The organism is Microvirga sesbaniae, from assembly GCF_025460805.1.
Classification (GTDB): domain Bacteria; phylum Pseudomonadota; class Alphaproteobacteria; order Rhizobiales; family Beijerinckiaceae; genus Microvirga; species Microvirga sesbaniae.
Genome location: NZ_JAMXFJ010000002.1, coordinates 245,540 through 261,342, shown reverse-complemented (window position 1 = coordinate 261,342; position 15,803 = coordinate 245,540). Strand labels below are relative to the sequence as shown.

Genomic DNA, 15,803 nt, shown 5'->3' with positions numbered 1-15,803 from the left:
CCGTGTTGAACGACAAATTGGCCCCGCACTGGAACGAGGGTGACCGGCTCGCAGCCCTGCGCAGCTATCGGATTCTCGATACGCCGCCGGAGCCGGAGTTCGATGGTCTCGTCCATCTTGCCGCCCGTAACTGTCGGGCTCCGGTCGCCATGATCAGCCTCATCGACGAGCGCAGACAATGGTTCAAGGCCGAGGTGGGGCTTGGAGTGCGAGAGGCGCCGCTGGATTGTTCAATCTGTCTCACTGCCATGCTCGAGCCTGGAACCATGATCGTTCCAAACCTGAGCGAAGACCCCCGGTTTGCTCATAATGCGCTCGTCGCCGGGGAACCGCGTCTGCGGTTCTATGCTGGCGCGGGGCTGAGGACGCCCGATGGGTATCCGCTGGGGGCGCTGTGTGTGCTCGACTATGCTCCACGGGACCTGACTGAGGATCAAACGGCCACGCTCCGGTTGCTTGCTCAACAGGTGATGTCACAACTGAACTTGCGCCGTGCCATAGCCGAGCGGGACGAGCGGTTGGAGGTCGCCAGCCGGATCGAGAAACGACAGTCTCTCCTCGTCAGAGAGCTTCATCATCGGGTGAAGAATACCCTGGCGACCGTTCAGGCACTCGTTGGAGCGACAGGCCGGTCCGCGGGCAGCTTTGAAGAGTTCTATCGCTCCTTCGCCAATCGCATCACCTCGCTGGCGAAAACCCACAATCTTCTGACCGAGGGCTACTGGCAGACAGCCCCGCTGCGGGAGATCGTCCTCAATGAACTCAGGCCATTCACTGAGAGCAGAGTGCCTCGGTTCATGCTAATTGGTCCGCCCCTTGAGTTGGCGGCGGAACTCGCCGTGCCGGTTGGCATGGCGCTGCACGAACTGACCTCAAATGCCGTCCGGCACGGGGCGCTGTCGGTCCCGGCTGGGTACATCCAGGTTCGTTGGAACGTGGTCGAAACGAATACGGGCAGAACGCTCCATCTGGAATGGAGAGAGTTCGGCGGCCCACCCGTGAGCCAGCCGCAGCATCAAGGCTTTGGCTCGACGCTGTTACAGCGGGTCCTGCCCATGCAATGCAATGCCGACGTTGAGATTCTTTACGACGTGCAGGGAGTGCAGTTCCAGATGGATGCGCCACTGGTCGAGCAACGTCTTGTTCCAGGCTACTGAGACATACTTTGAAGACGAGGGTATGGCCGGAGTCAGCCCTTGGCTTTCCTTCGAGTTCCCGTCGCGGCATTCTTGGATGAGCGTGTCTTCGCCGACGTCCGAGGCTTAGGTCGCGTCATGTCGTTCAGCATAGATCTCTGCTGACGGTGCATCTCCGCCGACCAGAAACCACGGGCAGCACCGGCCCAAGTGTTTGCGGCACTCAGCCAGAGGCTGAGCCACGGGTTCTTCGTCATGTTGACCTTGGCCTCCAGCAGCTTTGTGGATGGGATCGAAGAGAAGCGCCGAAGCCGAATGCAGATTCGGACTGTCCGGCATTCCTCAGTTCCCTCGTTCATACGCGCCAAAGGGGCCTTGGGGCTCCCCTGGCCATCGACGGCACCGTGAGTGTTGATCGGGCCGGAAACTCATATGCCCCAATAGTAAGGAGTTCTCCAATAGTCATGGAGCTCGCGCTCACGCTCCCGGTCCGTCCAGTCGTAGTCGTCACGATCTCGGTAGAAGCTCGGGGCTCCGCGTAACTGCTCTTCCGTGATGTCCGTGCGGTAGCCACCCAAGCCTGTGTCATAGGTGAGCTTGCTCCACGGGATGGTGTGCTCGTCCTCACCTATTCCGAGAAAGCCGCCGAACGACATCACGGCATAGGCGACTTTGCCGCTGATCTTCTCGATCATCATGCGCTTGATCGAGCCAAGGTGGTTGCCTTGCGGATCGTACACGGCGGTGCCCTCAACCCGATCACTCTCGATCAATGGCTTACCCGTCATCTCACCAGAGGCATCCGTGCGAGTCGCCGTATCGACTTGAGCCATCACTTCCTCCTTTCAAAAGCGTATCATTGATCTCGCTTCCTGCGTATGGGCTGGTGTGCGCCTCTTCCTGTTAGTGCTGACCTTGCGAAGCAAAGTTGCGTCTGGTTCTGGCATAATCCGGCACGTGCCTGCCTCGGTTTCGCCTCTCGCCATGGATCATCCAAGCCATCGCATAGCCGAGGGCTCCAGCGACGACGAGCGCGAGGAGTGGGTTCCCAGTCGTATATCGGCCCACGAGACTTTGGCCTTCACGAATATAGCGCTCAGCTTGAGGGTACTGTTCGCCCGCTTGCCGCACGTAGCGCTTGCCTCGGTCGTATACAGTGCCGGCGGCCTCAGAGGCACTCTCGGCAATGTCGTTGAGCGCCTCCCGCACCTGATCCAGAACTTGCTCAGTGGAGCCTTGCTCTGGTGGGCCCTGTTGATCATCCGCCAATGAGGAATGGGACTCCTGGGCAGAGTGATCAGGCGCCGGACCTTTGGTGATGGTCACAGAAACCGGATCGCTGGTTGGGAAGGTCTCCTCGATGGCATGGTCGAGCCTTGCATCGAGGTTCTCCTTCGAATTTTCGGGCAGCTTGCTATCCGGGGGACACTCCGGGGACTTAGGCACTTTACTGTCGGAATTAGGTTGGCTGCTGATACTGGACGCGTTCACCATAGGAGCCCTCCAGGATACTCAGAGTGGTTTGTCAGCCCCGCACCCCATTGTAACGCCACGGCTGCGAGCACCGTTCCAGGATAGTTTAACCTATGTGAAGTCCATGGCTGATGAGCTGAGCCCACCCGCTTGCCAATCCTGCCAAGTCTCCAAACGTTGCGGCGGCAGACCGCTTGCTCTCAAGGCGAGGCAAGAAGGTGCATCAACGCAGCCGCCGAAAGCAGCCGCAACATAGCGAAAGGGGCCTCGCGGCCCCCCGTGGCAGGATCGATCGTCTCAGCGGGCGTATTTGAACTCGGGAGCCGCCTTCAGCTGATCCTTGGTCATGTTCGTTGTCAGTTCGGCATGATCCGGAGCGGAGCGGGCCGCATTGTCGGGGGGCCGATCCGTCGCCACTGTGCCGGTCGTGGTCGGCGGTGTCGGGCTGACCGTTCCCGGAGCGGCTGGGGCTGTCGCGGTGGCTCTTGGAGCCGCCGGGCCATTCGGATCGGTCGCGGTCGCTGTGGTCGCCACCGCACGGGGCTCGTTCACGAACCTGATCTGGTCGAACGGGATCGCCACATCGCGCTCGCCGATGCCCAGGAACCCGCCGACACCCACGACGACGGCCTGGACCTTACCGCTGCTGTCCAAGAGAAGTTCGCTGACGTCGCCGATCTTCTCATTGTTCTGATTGTAGATGTCCAAGCCTTCGAGCTTGGAGGCCCGCCATTGCCCTGGCTGCTCCTGGGTCATCCAGTTGCCGGTGTTCATGCGGGCCGGTTCATTCGCGCCGAAGCCGGGGTCACCCGCCGAAGGTGCTGGCGTTGAACTGGTCGGAGGAGCCGTGGTCGAGCCTGCGGGCGGGCTGGTCTGCGACAGCGCCGAGGCCGAGATGAGGATCGTACCGAGAAGAGCCAATGCGAGGGGCTTGCCAGGCATGTCTTCCTCCATTGCCATATCCGCGCCAAGTGGCGCATGTGATGACAACGGGAAGCTACGCCCCTTCGTTCGGTTCACCTTTCTTTCGTCAGGGGCAGGAACTGCCTCAGGTGAGGTGACATTGCCCTGCGCAGCAGGATTTCCCCTGAGCCATCGAGAGCGTCGGACGCTTGCACGGACACATATTATGCCGCCATCGGCTGCTCCTTATACCTGAAGCCGCACCGGCACAGGCAGCCTGAGAGCATGGCCGGGACGGCCACCACCCCATGTTCCTCCAGCAGCCTTGCGGCGAGTTCAGGCCTAGAGCATCGGATCGATCCCTTAAGCGGCGCATCGTTCGGCGCGGGCCCGGCGGGCCACGTCAGCGACCCGGAGGGCCACTTGGACGGCATCAAGGGCGCTCGGCCGAGACACTGTCGCCTGCGGTGTTGGCGATCCGGCCTCGTCCCGGTTCATCAGGCGCGATGAGCCTGCCACATCAGCGGCGAAGATCGCCGCCAGTCGTCGCTCGATCCTGTGTTCCTGCCGATCCATGGGACCCTCGGCGCGAACTCGGAGGGAGTTATGCTGTGGGCTTGGTGAGGTGTTCAGCCTCCCTAGCTGAAAGGCAGTGCTCGAAAAGCTTTGCTGCTCAGCTTAGGCTGGAAGCGCCCGAGCGGTCATCTAAGCTACTTGTTCGTGTTCCATATATCGGTTGCGAGCTTCCAATCACCCCCGACCTTCTCCCAAACCACGACATACTTGCCGGTGATCTCCTGCGGCTGCGCTCCTTTCGTCCGGAACGTAAAGGTGCCGATCTCTCGTGCTGCCTCGCTGCCGAGCGGCTTCACATCGACGGTCGTGAGCTTCCCGTCGCCGAGTTGCTCGGCAGCGCCTTTCCAGAACGCCTGAATGGCACTTTTGCCCTTCGCCATCTCACCCCCAGGCGGAAGGATGACGGCATCTTCCGTGTAGAGGGCCGCGATCGCTGCGACATCCCCGGCATTGAAGGCTTTGGCGAACCGATCGCTCAGGCTTTGAATTGTGGCTTTGTCCTGCGCCATGGCGGGAGCCGAGAAGCACAGGCAGATCGCTGCAGCAATGACTTGGATACGCATAGCTTCCTCCCTCGGCCAAGCATAAATGTCGTATAGCGAAGCTACTATTATAGTTTGATCTGTCGGAGGAGATATCATCCTGCTGCCGCAGGCTAGCCTATACGAAATAGTTATATGTTGTGTCGGGTTTCCAACAGACAGATACCATCTTATCCAGTACTTCGTGCCGCGTCTTTGGCAGAAACATCTAAGCAGTACAGATCAGCACCAATCAGTAATCTCTTACTGAGGTGATCAGAGCCGTACCATAACCGACATATGCTGAAGCAGGATGGTTTAGGGATGAACGTTTCTTGAAGTCGAGTCTGTGCCGAGCTTGGCGACCTGAGAGCAGGTGCGGCTCGGCACAGGCCAATCGGGGGCTCCAATGCAGAACCAGCAGCCTGTCTCCTCTGCGCTGAACCGCCTGATCGTCAGCGCAAACCAAAGCTTCGACCTGCATAGCCTGTTGCAGAGCACGTCGCGAACCCTGTCGAACCTTGATTTCGAGCATTTGCACGAGCTGCAGCGGCTCGAGCGCAGCCGAACTGATCCGATGCTGAAGAAGCAGATCGTGGAGAACCTTCAGCGAAGGCACCGCGAGCGGCGTCAGCCCTATGTGATGCTGATTGCTGAACTCCAGAGGCACCTCCCGTCAGCCATGGCGGGCGACCTTCAGGCCGCAGGCTGACCCGCTGTGACTGCATGTCACAGTTAGGAGTCTTCTTCTAACTGGAGGATTGTCTGGAATCCGACAGACGCAGCTCTCCTGATCTATTAATTTTCTCTTAACGGGAGAAATTAAGCAGGGGCGCAAATGACTACGCTGACGCTTGCAGATGATCGCTCATCGAGCACGACCACATCGTCCAATACCCATACCGCATCAATTCCGACGGTCCTGATCGGCGACAGCCTTATCGTGCGCTCAGGACTTCGGCACATCCTACGGGACACACCGTTCGATCTCGCCACAGCACAATCTGAAACAAAGTTGCTTCAATCTGGTAGCTTCGAGCCTGCCCTGATCCTAATCGATGCTCATCAGACCACCGGTCGCATGCTTGGGACCATCCGGCAGATGCGAGAGCGCTTCCCACAGGCGCGGATTGTGGCTCTGGCGGATCGGTTCGATCTCGGCTTTGTACGCTCAGGTGATGAGGCCGGGTTGAACGGCTTCTGTTCACCAGCCGGAGCCCCCGACGTTCTGATCAAGTCGCTTGAACTGGTCATGCTCGGCGAGACCGTACTGCCCTTCGAGGCCCTGCGCCCCGTCATGGGCAGTGCTCCCCAGGCCCCGGAGCAGTCGCTCCACGGCTGCACGGCAGAGCCGAATTCGTCTGACCTGAAAGCCTGCAAGCTCTCGGTGCGAGAACGGGAAATCCTGGCATGCTTGACGCAAGGCGAACCGAACAAGGTCATCGCGCGCAAGCTCGACATCACGGAAGCCACCATCAAGGTCCATGTCAAAGCCATCCTGCGCAAGATCGGAGCGTCCAACCGCACGCAAGCTGCTCTTTGGGCCTCTCAGCGCCTGATCCCACGGGGTGGAGCATCGGTGAATGGCTGAGGTGAAGATCGCGGTGGGGGATCAGGTCCGGGTCCACCTCCATCCAGCCAATCCATGGAAGAGTTTCTCCGAGAAGGCAGGCGGATCGATGTGACAACGCCGGAGGGGCGCATTTTGTGGTCGAGGTCATCCACGAGGGTCTTCTCGACCGCGCACACCCCATCAGGCGCGGTTTCTCGGACTATGTGCCGCTTCAGGACGTGAGCATCGGATCGATCCCAGACCCGGGTCCATTTTTCACGTCCGATGCTCTATGAGTGCCGAAACGACTTTCCAGGGCGGATCGAAGTCTTGTCCGCCGCTCCCGTCGCGGAGCAAGAGCCTGCGCCCGATCTGACATTGATGGAGCCACGGGACGAAACGAAGCAAGACGCCACCGAGCAGCCTCCGGTTCGCGCGACGCTTCAGTCCCGAAGTTCGGTCAAACAAATACGCAAAGCCGAGACCGTCACCGATCCAACCCAGGTCGAAGTCGAGCATCAGCCTGCCCTCGCACGTGGTCGCCTGATCGCCAATCTCGTTCGCCGAAAGGCATGAGCGACTCGCCACAGACACCATTCCTTTGGAGCGCGATGGTGTCCGGCGTCAGCATCTTGTCATGATGCCATACTGAAACGTAATTCCAGTTTGTGTGGAGAGTAGAAGACGAGCTGCTCGGATCAAACATGCGGTGACGAGCTAGCTTCGGCAACGATGCTCCATGAACGCCGTTCACCTGATGCATGTGATCTGGAGGTGGCCATGGCAGGCACGAAGCAACCGAACCCGGATACGGGTCTCGAAAACCTGAGCGTCAACAGCAGTCGCCGCAGTGGTGTGAAGGAAGACGGAACCGGCAACCCAACCCACCAGAATGGAACGCACGATCCAACCGAGAGTGCGAAGGTGCCGGATCAGCAGATTCCGGTCGCACCTTCGCCAGAGGTCGATGATACGGAGGGGCACCCGACCTGATAAGGCATGTTCGTTATGGTGAAAGACTTGGCGGCAACGCTTAGCGCTCTCGCAGAGGTGCGCGTTTTCTGAAGCCTACAATAATCTGGCTCGACCAAGACGACAGTGTCCGAACGTCTTGAGCGGCGCTCCGAGCAAATCATAGCGAAAGGTGATAGCGATGATTCTGAGGGTCGCCGGCGTGTGAGCTTTGAGTCCAACGTGGCGACGCAGTTTGACCGATTGCATCGCGCTATTTGGTTTTTGTTTCGCCTTATTTGCTTAAGGGTCCAGGCTCCTGCGATCCCTGGTCACATCCCGAGCCGCAACATGATTGTTGCGGCTTGATTTGTCATGGGCTCTATCGGGTTCCGAAATCCTCATATGCCGTAGCGTTAAGTCAGGCTGGACCGAGAAGCTCAGGGTGGGATGATGAAGTGGGCCGGTGCCTGCCGGAGCGACGTCGTCCTGACTGCGGGTCGGGGTTACTCTGATACAACATTCGGATTAACCCAGCCGCCATAAATTTTCCTTGGGGCGGAACTCTCGCGCTTGAAAAGCGTTAAACGGGGTCGAATTCCATCCGAAGACGAACACAATAGCTTTGGGACGTCGGCACATGGGGATCCAGGTTGAGGGTTTGAGCCTGGAACAGCGTAACGGGGGGCCTTATGTCACAAGTCGAAACCACCACTTCGCAGCTTGATCCCAGGCTGCTGCTCAAAACCTTGCGCGCCTTCAGGAAAGGCGATTTCTCGGCCCGTCTGCCGTCCGACCTGACCGGCGTCGACGGCGAGATCGCCGAGGCCTTCAACGACATCGCGGACCTGAACCACGGCCTCGCCCAGGAATTGGAGCGGGTTGCCAAGGTCGTCGGCAAGGAGGGACGGATCGAGGAGCGCGGGCGGCTGGTGGGGGCGACCGGCTGCTGGAGCGAATGCGTCGATTCCGTCAACGCCATGATCGGCGACATCGTCCAGCCGACCGTCGAGGTGGCGCGCGTCATCGGGGCAGTGGCGAAGGGCGACCTGAGCCAGACGATCGACCTGGCGACGGACGGACGTCCGCTCCGGGGCGAGTTCCTGCGCATCGGCAAGGTGGTCAACACCATGGTGGGGCAGCTCGGCAGCTTCGCCTCCGAGGTGACCCGCGTGGCGCGCGAGGTGGGATCGGAAGGCAAGCTCGGCGGCCAGGCGAAGGTGAAGGGCGTGGCCGGCACCTGGAAGGACCTGACCGAGAACGTCAACCTCATGGCGGCGAACCTCACCGGCCAGGTCCGCAACATCGCCGAGGTGACCACGGCGGTCGCGAACGGCGACCTGTCCAAGAAGATTACCGTCGACGTGAAGGGCGAGATCCTGGAGCTGAAGGACACCATTAACACGATGGTGGACCAGCTCAATTCGTTCGCCTCGGAAGTGACGCGCGTCGCCAAGGAGGTGGGCTCCGAGGGCAAGCTCGGCGGCCAGGCGCAGGTGCGCGGGGTCGGCGGCGTGTGGAAGGACCTGACCGACAACGTCAACATGATGGCGGCCAACCTGACCGGCCAGGTCCGTAACATCGCGGAGGTCACCACGGCCGTTGCCCGGGGCGATCTGTCCAAGAAGATCACCGTGGACGTGAAGGGCGAGATTCTGGCGCTCAAATCGACCATCAACACCATGGTGGACCAGCTCAATTCATTCGCTTCGGAAGTGACCCGCGTCGCCAAGGAGGTAGGCTCCGAGGGCAAGCTCGGCGGCCAAGCGCAAGTCGAGGGCGTCGGCGGCGTCTGGCGCGATCTCACCGAGAACGTCAACATGATGGGCTCGAACCTCACCGCGCAGGTCCGCAACATCGCGGACGTGACGACCGCAGTGGCGAACGGCGACCTGTCGAAAAAGATTACGGTGGAAGTCCGGGGCGAGATCCTGGAGCTCAAGAACACCATCAACACCATGGTGGACCAGCTGAACTCCTTCGCGTCGGAAGTGACCCGCGTGGCCAAGGAGGTGGGCTCCGAAGGTAAGCTCGGCGGCCAGGCCCAGGTGCGCGGCGTGGCGGGCACCTGGAAGGACCTGACCGACAACGTGAACCTCATGGCGGCCAACCTCACCGGCCAGGTCCGTAACATCGCGGAAGTCACCACGGCGGTGGCAAACGGCGATTTGTCCAAGAAGATCACCGTGGAGGTCAGGGGCGAGATCCTCGAGCTGAAGTCGACCATCAACACCATGGTCGACCAGCTCAATTCGTTCGCCGGGGAAGTGACGCGCGTCGCCAAGGAGGTGGGCTCCGAGGGCAAGCTCGGCGGCCAGGCCCGCGTGGAAGGCGTGGCCGGTACCTGGAAGGACCTGACCGACAACGTGAACCTGATGGCGGCCAACCTCACCGGCCAGGTCCGTAACATCGCGGAAGTCACCACGGCGGTGGCGAACGGCGACCTGTCCAAGAAGATCACCGTCGATGTGCGCGGCGAGATCCTCGAGCTGAAGTCCACCATCAACACCATGGTGGACCAGCTCAACTCCTTCGCCGGCGAGGTGACCCGCGTGGCCCGCGAGGTGGGTACGGAAGGCAAGCTCGGCGGCCAGGCGCAGGTGCGCGGGGTCGGCGGCGTGTGGAAGGACCTCACCGACAACGTCAACATGATGGCGGCGAACCTCACCGGCCAGGTCCGTAACATCGCCGAGGTGACCACCGCGGTGGCGAACGGCGACCTGTCCAAGAAGATCACCGTCGCGGTCGAGGGCGAGATCCTCGAGCTGAAATCCACCATCAACACCATGGTGGACCAGCTCAACTCCTTCGCCGGCGAGGTGACGCGCGTGGCGCGCGAGGTGGGCACGGAAGGCAAGCTCGGCGGCCAGGCGCAGGTGCGCGGGGTCGGCGGCGTGTGGAAGGACCTGACCGACAACGTCAACATGATGGCGGCGAACCTCACCGGCCAGGTGCGTAACATCGCGGAAGTCACGACAGCCGTCGCCAACGGCGACCTGTCCAAGAAGATCACGGTCGATGTGCGCGGCGAGATCTTGGAACTGAAGTCGACCATCAACACCATGGTGGACCAGCTCAATTCCTTCGCCTCGGAGGTGACCCGCGTGGCCCGCGAGGTCGGCATCGAGGGCAAGCTCGGCGGCCAGGCCCAGGTGCGCGGCGTTGCCGGAACCTGGAAGGACCTGACCGACAACGTGAACATGATGGCGAACAACCTCACCGGACAGGTGCGCGGCATCGCCAGCGTGGTGACGGCGGTCGCCGAAGGTGATCTGAAGCGAAAGCTGACGGTGGATGCCAAGGGCGAAATCGCCGCGCTCGCCGAGACCATCAACGAGATGATCGACACGCTCGCCACCTTCGCCGATCAGGTGACGAACGTGGCCCGTGAAGTGGGCGTGGAAGGCAAGCTCGGCGGACAGGCGAGGGTGCCGGGCGCGGCCGGCCTGTGGCGCGATCTCACGGACAACGTGAACCAGCTCGCGGCCAACCTGACCACCCAGGTGCGCGCGATCGCGGACGTGGCCACGGCCGTGACCAAGGGCGATCTGACCCGGTCGATTTCGGTGGAAGCCTCGGGCGAGCTCGCCTCGCTCAAGGACAACGTCAACGAGATGATCCGCAACCTGCGCGACACGACGCTCAAGAATGCGGAGCAGGACTGGCTCAAGACCAACCTCGCCAAGTTCACCCGCATGCTGCAGGGCGAGCGCGATCTCACCACCGTGTCCAACATGATCCTTTCGGAGATCGCCCCGCTCGTGAACGCGCAGCAGGGCGTGTTCTATACGGTCGGGAACGACGGCAGCGAGCCCATCCTGGAGATGGTCGCCTCCTATGCGTTCACGGAGAGGAAGCACCTCAACAACCGGTTCCGTCTCCGCGAAGGTCTGGTCGGACAGGTTGCCTACGAGCGGAAGCGGATCCTGCTCACGAACGTGCCGGGCGATTACATCACCATCAGCTCGGCCCTGGGCGAAGCGCCGCCGCTCAACATCATCGTGCTGCCGGTGCTGTTCGAGCAGGAGGTGAAGGCGGTCATCGAGCTCGCCTCGTTCAGCCGGTTCTCCGAGACGCACCAGTCCTTCCTCGAGCAGCTTACGGAATCGATCGGCATCGTTCTCAACACCATCGCGGCCAACATGCGGACGGAGGGCCTGCTGAAGCAGTCGCAGCTCCTGACCACCGAGCTGCAAAGCCAGCAGGAAGAGTTGCGGAACACCAACGACCGCCTGGAGCAGCAGGCGGCAACCCTGCGCCAGTCGGAAGAACTCCTGCGGCAGCAGCAGGAAGCGCTTCAGAAGACCAACGAGGAGCTCGAGGACAAGGCACGGCTGCTCGAGCTTCAGAAGCGGGAGGTCGAGACCAAGAACCAGGAGGTGTCCGTCGCCAAGACGGCCCTGGAGGAGAAGGCCGAGCAGCTTTCGCTGACCTCGCGCTACAAGTCGCAGTTCCTGGCCAACATGAGCCACGAGCTGCGGACGCCGCTGAACTCGCTTCTGATCCTGTCGAAGCTCCTGACCGAGAATTCGGACGGCAACCTGACCGACAAGCAGAGGGAGTTCGCGAAGACGATCCACGCGGCGGGATCGGATCTTCTCTCGCTCATCAACGACATCCTGGACCTGTCGAAGATCGAGTCGGGCACCGTCAGCCTGGAGGTGTCGAGTGTCGCCTTCAAGGATCTGGTCGACAACATGGAGCGCACCTTCCGCCAGGTGGCGGAGGAAAGAAGGCTCGACTTCCACGTGGAGGTCGATCCCAAGCTGCCGCCGGCCATCCGGACGGATTCGAAGCGGCTGCAGCAGGTGCTGCGGAACCTCCTGTCGAACGCCTTCAAGTTCACGGAGCGCGGAGGCGTGACCCTTCAGATCGGATCGGCCGAGGGATCGCCCCTGCGGGCGGGCAGCCAGTGGATCGCCATGTCGGTGACTGATACCGGCATCGGCATCCCGGAGGAAAAGCAGCGCATCATCTTCGAGGCCTTCCAGCAGGCGGACGGCACGACGAGCCGGAAATACGGCGGAACCGGGCTGGGTCTCTCGATCAGCCGCGAAATCGCCCGCCTGCTCGGCGGCGAGATCGTGGTGTCGAGCACGCCGGGAAGCGGCTCGACCTTCACGCTCTTCGTCCCGGTCGAGCCCCCGGCCAGCCACGGACTTGCCAGCAGCGAATCCACCGGCAGGCCCAATGGAAATGGGAGCGGGCCATACGTCGCCTCAGACGAGTCGGCCGGATCGATGATCCGCCAGCCGTCGGCCGCGATGGCGCTTTCGGCCTCGCTCGACGACCGGCACGCGATCACCAGCGGTGATCGGGTGGTGCTCATCGTCGAGGACGATGCGATGTTCGCCTCGGTCCTGCTGGAGCTCGCCCGCGAGGAGGGCTTCAGGGGACTGATCGCCATGGACGGCGCATCGGCCCTTGCCCTCGCGCACCGCTACAAGCCGCACGCGATCACCCTCGATATCGGACTTCCCGACATGGACGGCTGGGCGCTCCTCGATCTGCTCAAGCACGATCCGCGCACCCGGCATGTGCCGATCCATGTGATCTCGGTGGATGATCAGAAGAAGCGCGGCCTCAAGGCCGGCGCCTTCGGGTTCCTGGAGAAGCCCGTCGACCGGGAGGCTCTCATGGGGGCGCTCAACCGCACCAAGGAGTTCATCGACCGGCCGGTGAAGAAGCTGCTGCTCGTCGAGGACGACGACAATCAGCGCATGAGCCTGTCCGAACTCATGAGGAGCGAACAGGTCGACGTCACCGCGGTGGGAACGGCCGAGAGCGCCCTGGAAGTGATCCAGTCGCGGCAGTTCGATTGTGCGGTCGTCGATTTGGGTCTTCCCGACCTTCCCGGCGCGGAGCTGATCGAGCGCATGCGCAAGACGAAGGGAGGCGAAGAGCTGCCGATCGTCATCTATACCGGACAGGACCTGACGAAGTCCGAGGAACGTCGCCTGCAGAGCATCGCCGCGACGCTCATCGTCAAGGGCGAGGGCTCGTCCGAGCGCCTGCTCAACGACACGGCTCTCTTCCTGCACCGGGCGATCAGCGGGATTCCGGAAGAGAAGCACATCATCGTCGAGCGGCGCGGCGACGGTTCCCTCAACGGCCGGAAGGTGCTGATCATCGACGATGACATGCGCAACATCTTCTCCCTGACGAGCGCCCTCGAGCAGCATGGAATCTCGGTTGTCTTCGCCGAGAACGGACTGGAGGGCATCGAGAAGCTCCAGGCGAATCCGGACGTCGACGTGGCTCTCGTCGATATCATGATGCCCGAGATGGACGGCTACGAGACCATGCGGGCGATTCGGAACATCTCGCGCTACCGTGACCTTCCTCTTGTCGCCGTGACGGCAAAGGCCATGATGGGCGATCGCGAGAAATGCCTCGAGGCGGGTGCGACCGACTACGTATCGAAACCTGTCGATGTGGATCAGCTTCTGGCCGTCTTGCGCGTGCAGCTCAGCCGGAGCACATATATCCCGGATGGGACGATGGTTCCCAATGGTGCGGCAGAGACCGGGCTGAACTCATGACGGACGACGTAAGGCGAGGGGAGACGGGTCCGAATCCGGATGAATTTCATCTCATATCGGCCCGTCCCCTGTCGGACCCGATTCCGGCCAAGATCCTGGTCGTCGACGACGATCCCCGCAACCTCATCGCGGTCCAGGAAGTGCTCCGCTCTCCGGGCGTGGAGATCATCACGGCCGATTCGGGTGAGGGAGCCCTGAGGCATGTGCTGAAGGATGACTTCGCCGTCATCCTTCTCGACATTCAGATGCCGCGTCTCGACGGATACGAGGTTGCGAGCCTGATCAGGAACCGGCCGCGTTCATCGCGGGTGCCGATCCTGTTCCTGACGGCCTTCAACAAGGACGACATGCACGTCTTCAAGGGATACTCGGCAGGGGCTGTCGACTATGTCTTCAAACCCATCGAGCCCCTGATCCTGAAGTCCAAGGTCGACATCTTCGTCGATCTTTATCGCAAGACCGAGGAGATCCGCCGGCAGGCCGAGCAGGAGCGCCGCCTGCTGATGGACAACCTTCATGTCCGCAGCGAAAAGCTGAAGGCGGAGCAGGCCTTGCGCCGGCGCGAGGAGCATCAGTCGATCGTCCTGCAATCCCTGCCGATCGCGCTCTATACGGCGTCCGTCGAGGAGGATCACCGGCGTCTCCATTTCACCAACGAGAGCATCGAGCGCATCACCGGATTCGGACCGGCGGCCTTCCTCGAGCGGCCCGACTTCTGGTCCTCCCGGATCAACCCGGACGATCAGGAACGGGTCCTGCTTCAGCTCAAGCGCCTCGGGGAAGAAGGGTCCGTCAACCTCGAATACCGGTGGCGGTGCGCCGACGGCGTCGAACGCTACTTTCTCGATCAGACGGTGCTCATGCGGGATGAGGACGGGCGTCCGCGCGAGTTCTTCGGCATGTGGTTCGACATCACCGAAAGCAAGCAGATGGAGCAGAACCTGCTTCACGCCAGCAAGCTCGAGGCCGTCGGCCGCCTCACCGGCGGTATCGCGCACGACTTCAACAACATGCTGAGCGTCGTGATCGGCAATCTCGACCTGCTGAAGAAATCCATCCAGGGGAACGAGAAGGCCGAGCGCCGGGTGCGCATGGCCCTGGAGAGCGCCCAGCATTGTGCGGACCTCACGTACAGGCTCCTGACCTTCTCCCGGCGTCAGGCGCTGCAGGTCTCGACGATCGACGTCACGAGTCTGATGCCGAGCCTTCTGGAGCTGATGCGCCGAACCCTGGGCGAACATATCAATGCAAGCTTCCGGTCAGGCGACGGCATATGGCCTATCCAGGTCGACCGTGCTCAATTCGAGGCAGCCCTGCTGAACCTCGCGGTCAATGCCCGCGACGCCATGCCCGACGGCGGCGATCTGACGATCAGCGTCGAAAACCAGGTGGTCGAGGAGGGCAGATCCACATCCGGCGGCGAGTTCGTCGTGATTTCCGTGAGCGATACGGGCATCGGCATGCCACCCGAGGTGCTCGAGAAGGTCTTCGAGCCGTTCTTCACCACCAAGGAGAGCGGCAAGGGCACCGGCCTGGGCCTGAGCATGGTCTATGGCTTCGTGCAGCAGTGCTACGGCCATGTGGAAATCGACAGCACGCCGAACGCCGGTACGACGATCCGTCTCTTCCTTCCTCGTTCCCATGAGGCTGCGGAAAGCGGGCCCGATCATCAAGCAGGCGTGGCTCATCCCTTCGGGGACGGGCGCACGGTGCTCGTGGTCGAGGACAACCCGGCGGTTCGCCAGGTGGCGCAGTCCACCCTCCATGCTCTCGGCTTCAAGGTGCTCGAAGCCGAGACCGGCGACGAGGCCGCCCGGCTCCTGAAGACGCAGAAGGACATCAATCTCGTCCTCTCCGACGTTCGGATGCCAGGAGAACTCAGCGGCATCGACCTCGCGCGGCTCATTCAGCGGGAGCAGCCTGAGATCCAGGTTCTCCTGACCACAGGCTACTTCGATGGCGAGGACAAGCTCGAGGATCTCAATCTTCTCTACAAGCCCTATCGGGCGACGGACCTCGCGGAGAAGATCCAGTCTCTGATGAAGACGCCGCAGAGCGTCGAGTTGGAGAACACGGCGATCCACCAAGCCGCGGCCGTCGCTTAGCTCGGTTTCCAGACAGTCGGTGGAGAGGTGTCGGCGGAGACGAT

The 15,803-nt window shown here is 61.7% G+C and carries 12 protein-coding genes; 7 read left to right on the top strand and 5 right to left on the bottom strand.

Annotated elements, in window-relative coordinates; all coding sequences use genetic code 11:
- Positions 1-2 precede the first annotated feature (2 nt).
- Positions 3-1,157 carry a sensor histidine kinase gene (locus OCW50_RS03855; RefSeq protein WP_262296500.1) on the top strand — a complete coding sequence of 385 codons (1,155 nt, stop codon included), beginning with the start codon at positions 3-5 and terminating at the stop codon, positions 1,155-1,157.
- Between the two features lie 407 nt (positions 1,158-1,564).
- Here the strand turns inward: OCW50_RS03855 and OCW50_RS03850 are convergent, their stop codons facing one another.
- The 5 genes from OCW50_RS03850 to OCW50_RS03830 all read right to left on the bottom strand — a co-directional run bounded on the left by OCW50_RS03850 (position 1,565) and on the right by OCW50_RS03830 (position 4,651).
- Entirely contained in the window at positions 1,565-1,969 is a 405-nt protein-coding gene (locus tag OCW50_RS03850) for a PRC-barrel domain-containing protein (RefSeq protein WP_262296499.1), read from the bottom strand.
- A 70-nt stretch (positions 1,970-2,039) separates the two neighbouring features.
- Positions 2,040-2,630, bottom strand: coding sequence for a hypothetical protein (locus OCW50_RS03845; protein ID WP_262296710.1), 591 nt, complete (start codon positions 2,628-2,630; stop codon positions 2,040-2,042).
- Between the two features lie 276 nt (positions 2,631-2,906).
- A complete protein-coding gene (locus OCW50_RS03840) occupies positions 2,907-3,551 on the bottom strand; it encodes a PRC-barrel domain-containing protein (protein ID WP_262296498.1) in 645 nt (214 codons plus the stop codon).
- A gap of 324 nt (positions 3,552-3,875) precedes the next feature.
- Positions 3,876-4,088, bottom strand: coding sequence for a hypothetical protein (locus OCW50_RS03835; protein ID WP_262269491.1), 213 nt, complete (start codon positions 4,086-4,088; stop codon positions 3,876-3,878).
- Positions 4,089-4,222: 134 nt separating this feature from the next.
- Positions 4,223-4,651: a YybH family protein gene (locus OCW50_RS03830; protein ID WP_262296497.1), complete on the bottom strand. Its 429-nt coding sequence runs from the start codon at positions 4,649-4,651 to the stop codon at positions 4,223-4,225.
- 367 nt (positions 4,652-5,018) lie between these two features.
- On the opposite strand from OCW50_RS03830, the gene OCW50_RS03825 reads away from it, so the two are divergent.
- The 6 genes from OCW50_RS03825 (at position 5,019) to OCW50_RS03800 (ending at position 15,759) form a co-directional block, all read left to right on the top strand.
- Entirely contained in the window at positions 5,019-5,321 is a 303-nt protein-coding gene (locus OCW50_RS03825) for a hypothetical protein (protein ID WP_262269493.1), read from the top strand.
- Between the two features lie 390 nt (positions 5,322-5,711).
- Complete coding sequence (locus OCW50_RS03820) at positions 5,712-6,200, top strand: LuxR C-terminal-related transcriptional regulator (protein ID WP_262296496.1); 489 nt, start codon at positions 5,712-5,714, stop codon at positions 6,198-6,200.
- 291 nt (positions 6,201-6,491) lie between these two features.
- Positions 6,492-6,737 (top strand): hypothetical protein, encoded by a 246-nt coding sequence (locus OCW50_RS03815; protein ID WP_262269495.1) that lies wholly within the window; start codon positions 6,492-6,494, stop codon positions 6,735-6,737.
- A 204-nt stretch (positions 6,738-6,941) separates the two neighbouring features.
- Positions 6,942-7,154, top strand: coding sequence for a hypothetical protein (locus tag OCW50_RS03810; protein ID WP_262296495.1), 213 nt, complete (start codon positions 6,942-6,944; stop codon positions 7,152-7,154).
- Positions 7,155-7,804: 650 nt separating this feature from the next.
- Positions 7,805-13,654 (top strand): HAMP domain-containing protein, encoded by a 5,850-nt coding sequence (locus OCW50_RS03805; RefSeq protein ID WP_262296494.1) that lies wholly within the window; start codon positions 7,805-7,807, stop codon positions 13,652-13,654.
- A complete protein-coding gene (locus OCW50_RS03800; protein WP_262296493.1) occupies positions 13,651-15,759 on the top strand; it encodes a response regulator in 2,109 nt (702 codons plus the stop codon). Before OCW50_RS03805 ends, OCW50_RS03800 begins: the two co-directional genes overlap by 4 nt.
- The last annotated feature ends 44 nt before the right edge of the window (positions 15,760-15,803 follow it).

Coding starts and splice junctions, on each gene's coding strand:
- OCW50_RS03845 (WP_262296710.1), bottom strand. CDS start 2,630: ATGGTGAACGCGTCCAGTATCAGCAGCCAACCTAATTCCGACAGTAAA.
- OCW50_RS03835 (WP_262269491.1), bottom strand. CDS start 4,088: ATGGATCGGCAGGAACACAGGATCGAGCGACGACTGGCGGCGATCTTC.
- OCW50_RS03830 (WP_262296497.1), bottom strand. CDS start 4,651: ATGCGTATCCAAGTCATTGCTGCAGCGATCTGCCTGTGCTTCTCGGCT.
- OCW50_RS03825 (WP_262269493.1), top strand. CDS start 5,019: ATGCAGAACCAGCAGCCTGTCTCCTCTGCGCTGAACCGCCTGATCGTC.
- OCW50_RS03800 (WP_262296493.1), top strand. CDS start 13,651: ATGACGGACGACGTAAGGCGAGGGGAGACGGGTCCGAATCCGGATGAA.
- OCW50_RS03850 (WP_262296499.1), bottom strand. CDS start 1,969: ATGGCTCAAGTCGATACGGCGACTCGCACGGATGCCTCTGGTGAGATG.
- OCW50_RS03805 (WP_262296494.1), top strand. CDS start 7,805: ATGTCACAAGTCGAAACCACCACTTCGCAGCTTGATCCCAGGCTGCTG.
- OCW50_RS03840 (WP_262296498.1), bottom strand. CDS start 3,551: ATGCCTGGCAAGCCCCTCGCATTGGCTCTTCTCGGTACGATCCTCATC.
- OCW50_RS03820 (WP_262296496.1), top strand. CDS start 5,712: ATGCGAGAGCGCTTCCCACAGGCGCGGATTGTGGCTCTGGCGGATCGG.
- OCW50_RS03810 (WP_262296495.1), top strand. CDS start 6,942: ATGGCAGGCACGAAGCAACCGAACCCGGATACGGGTCTCGAAAACCTG.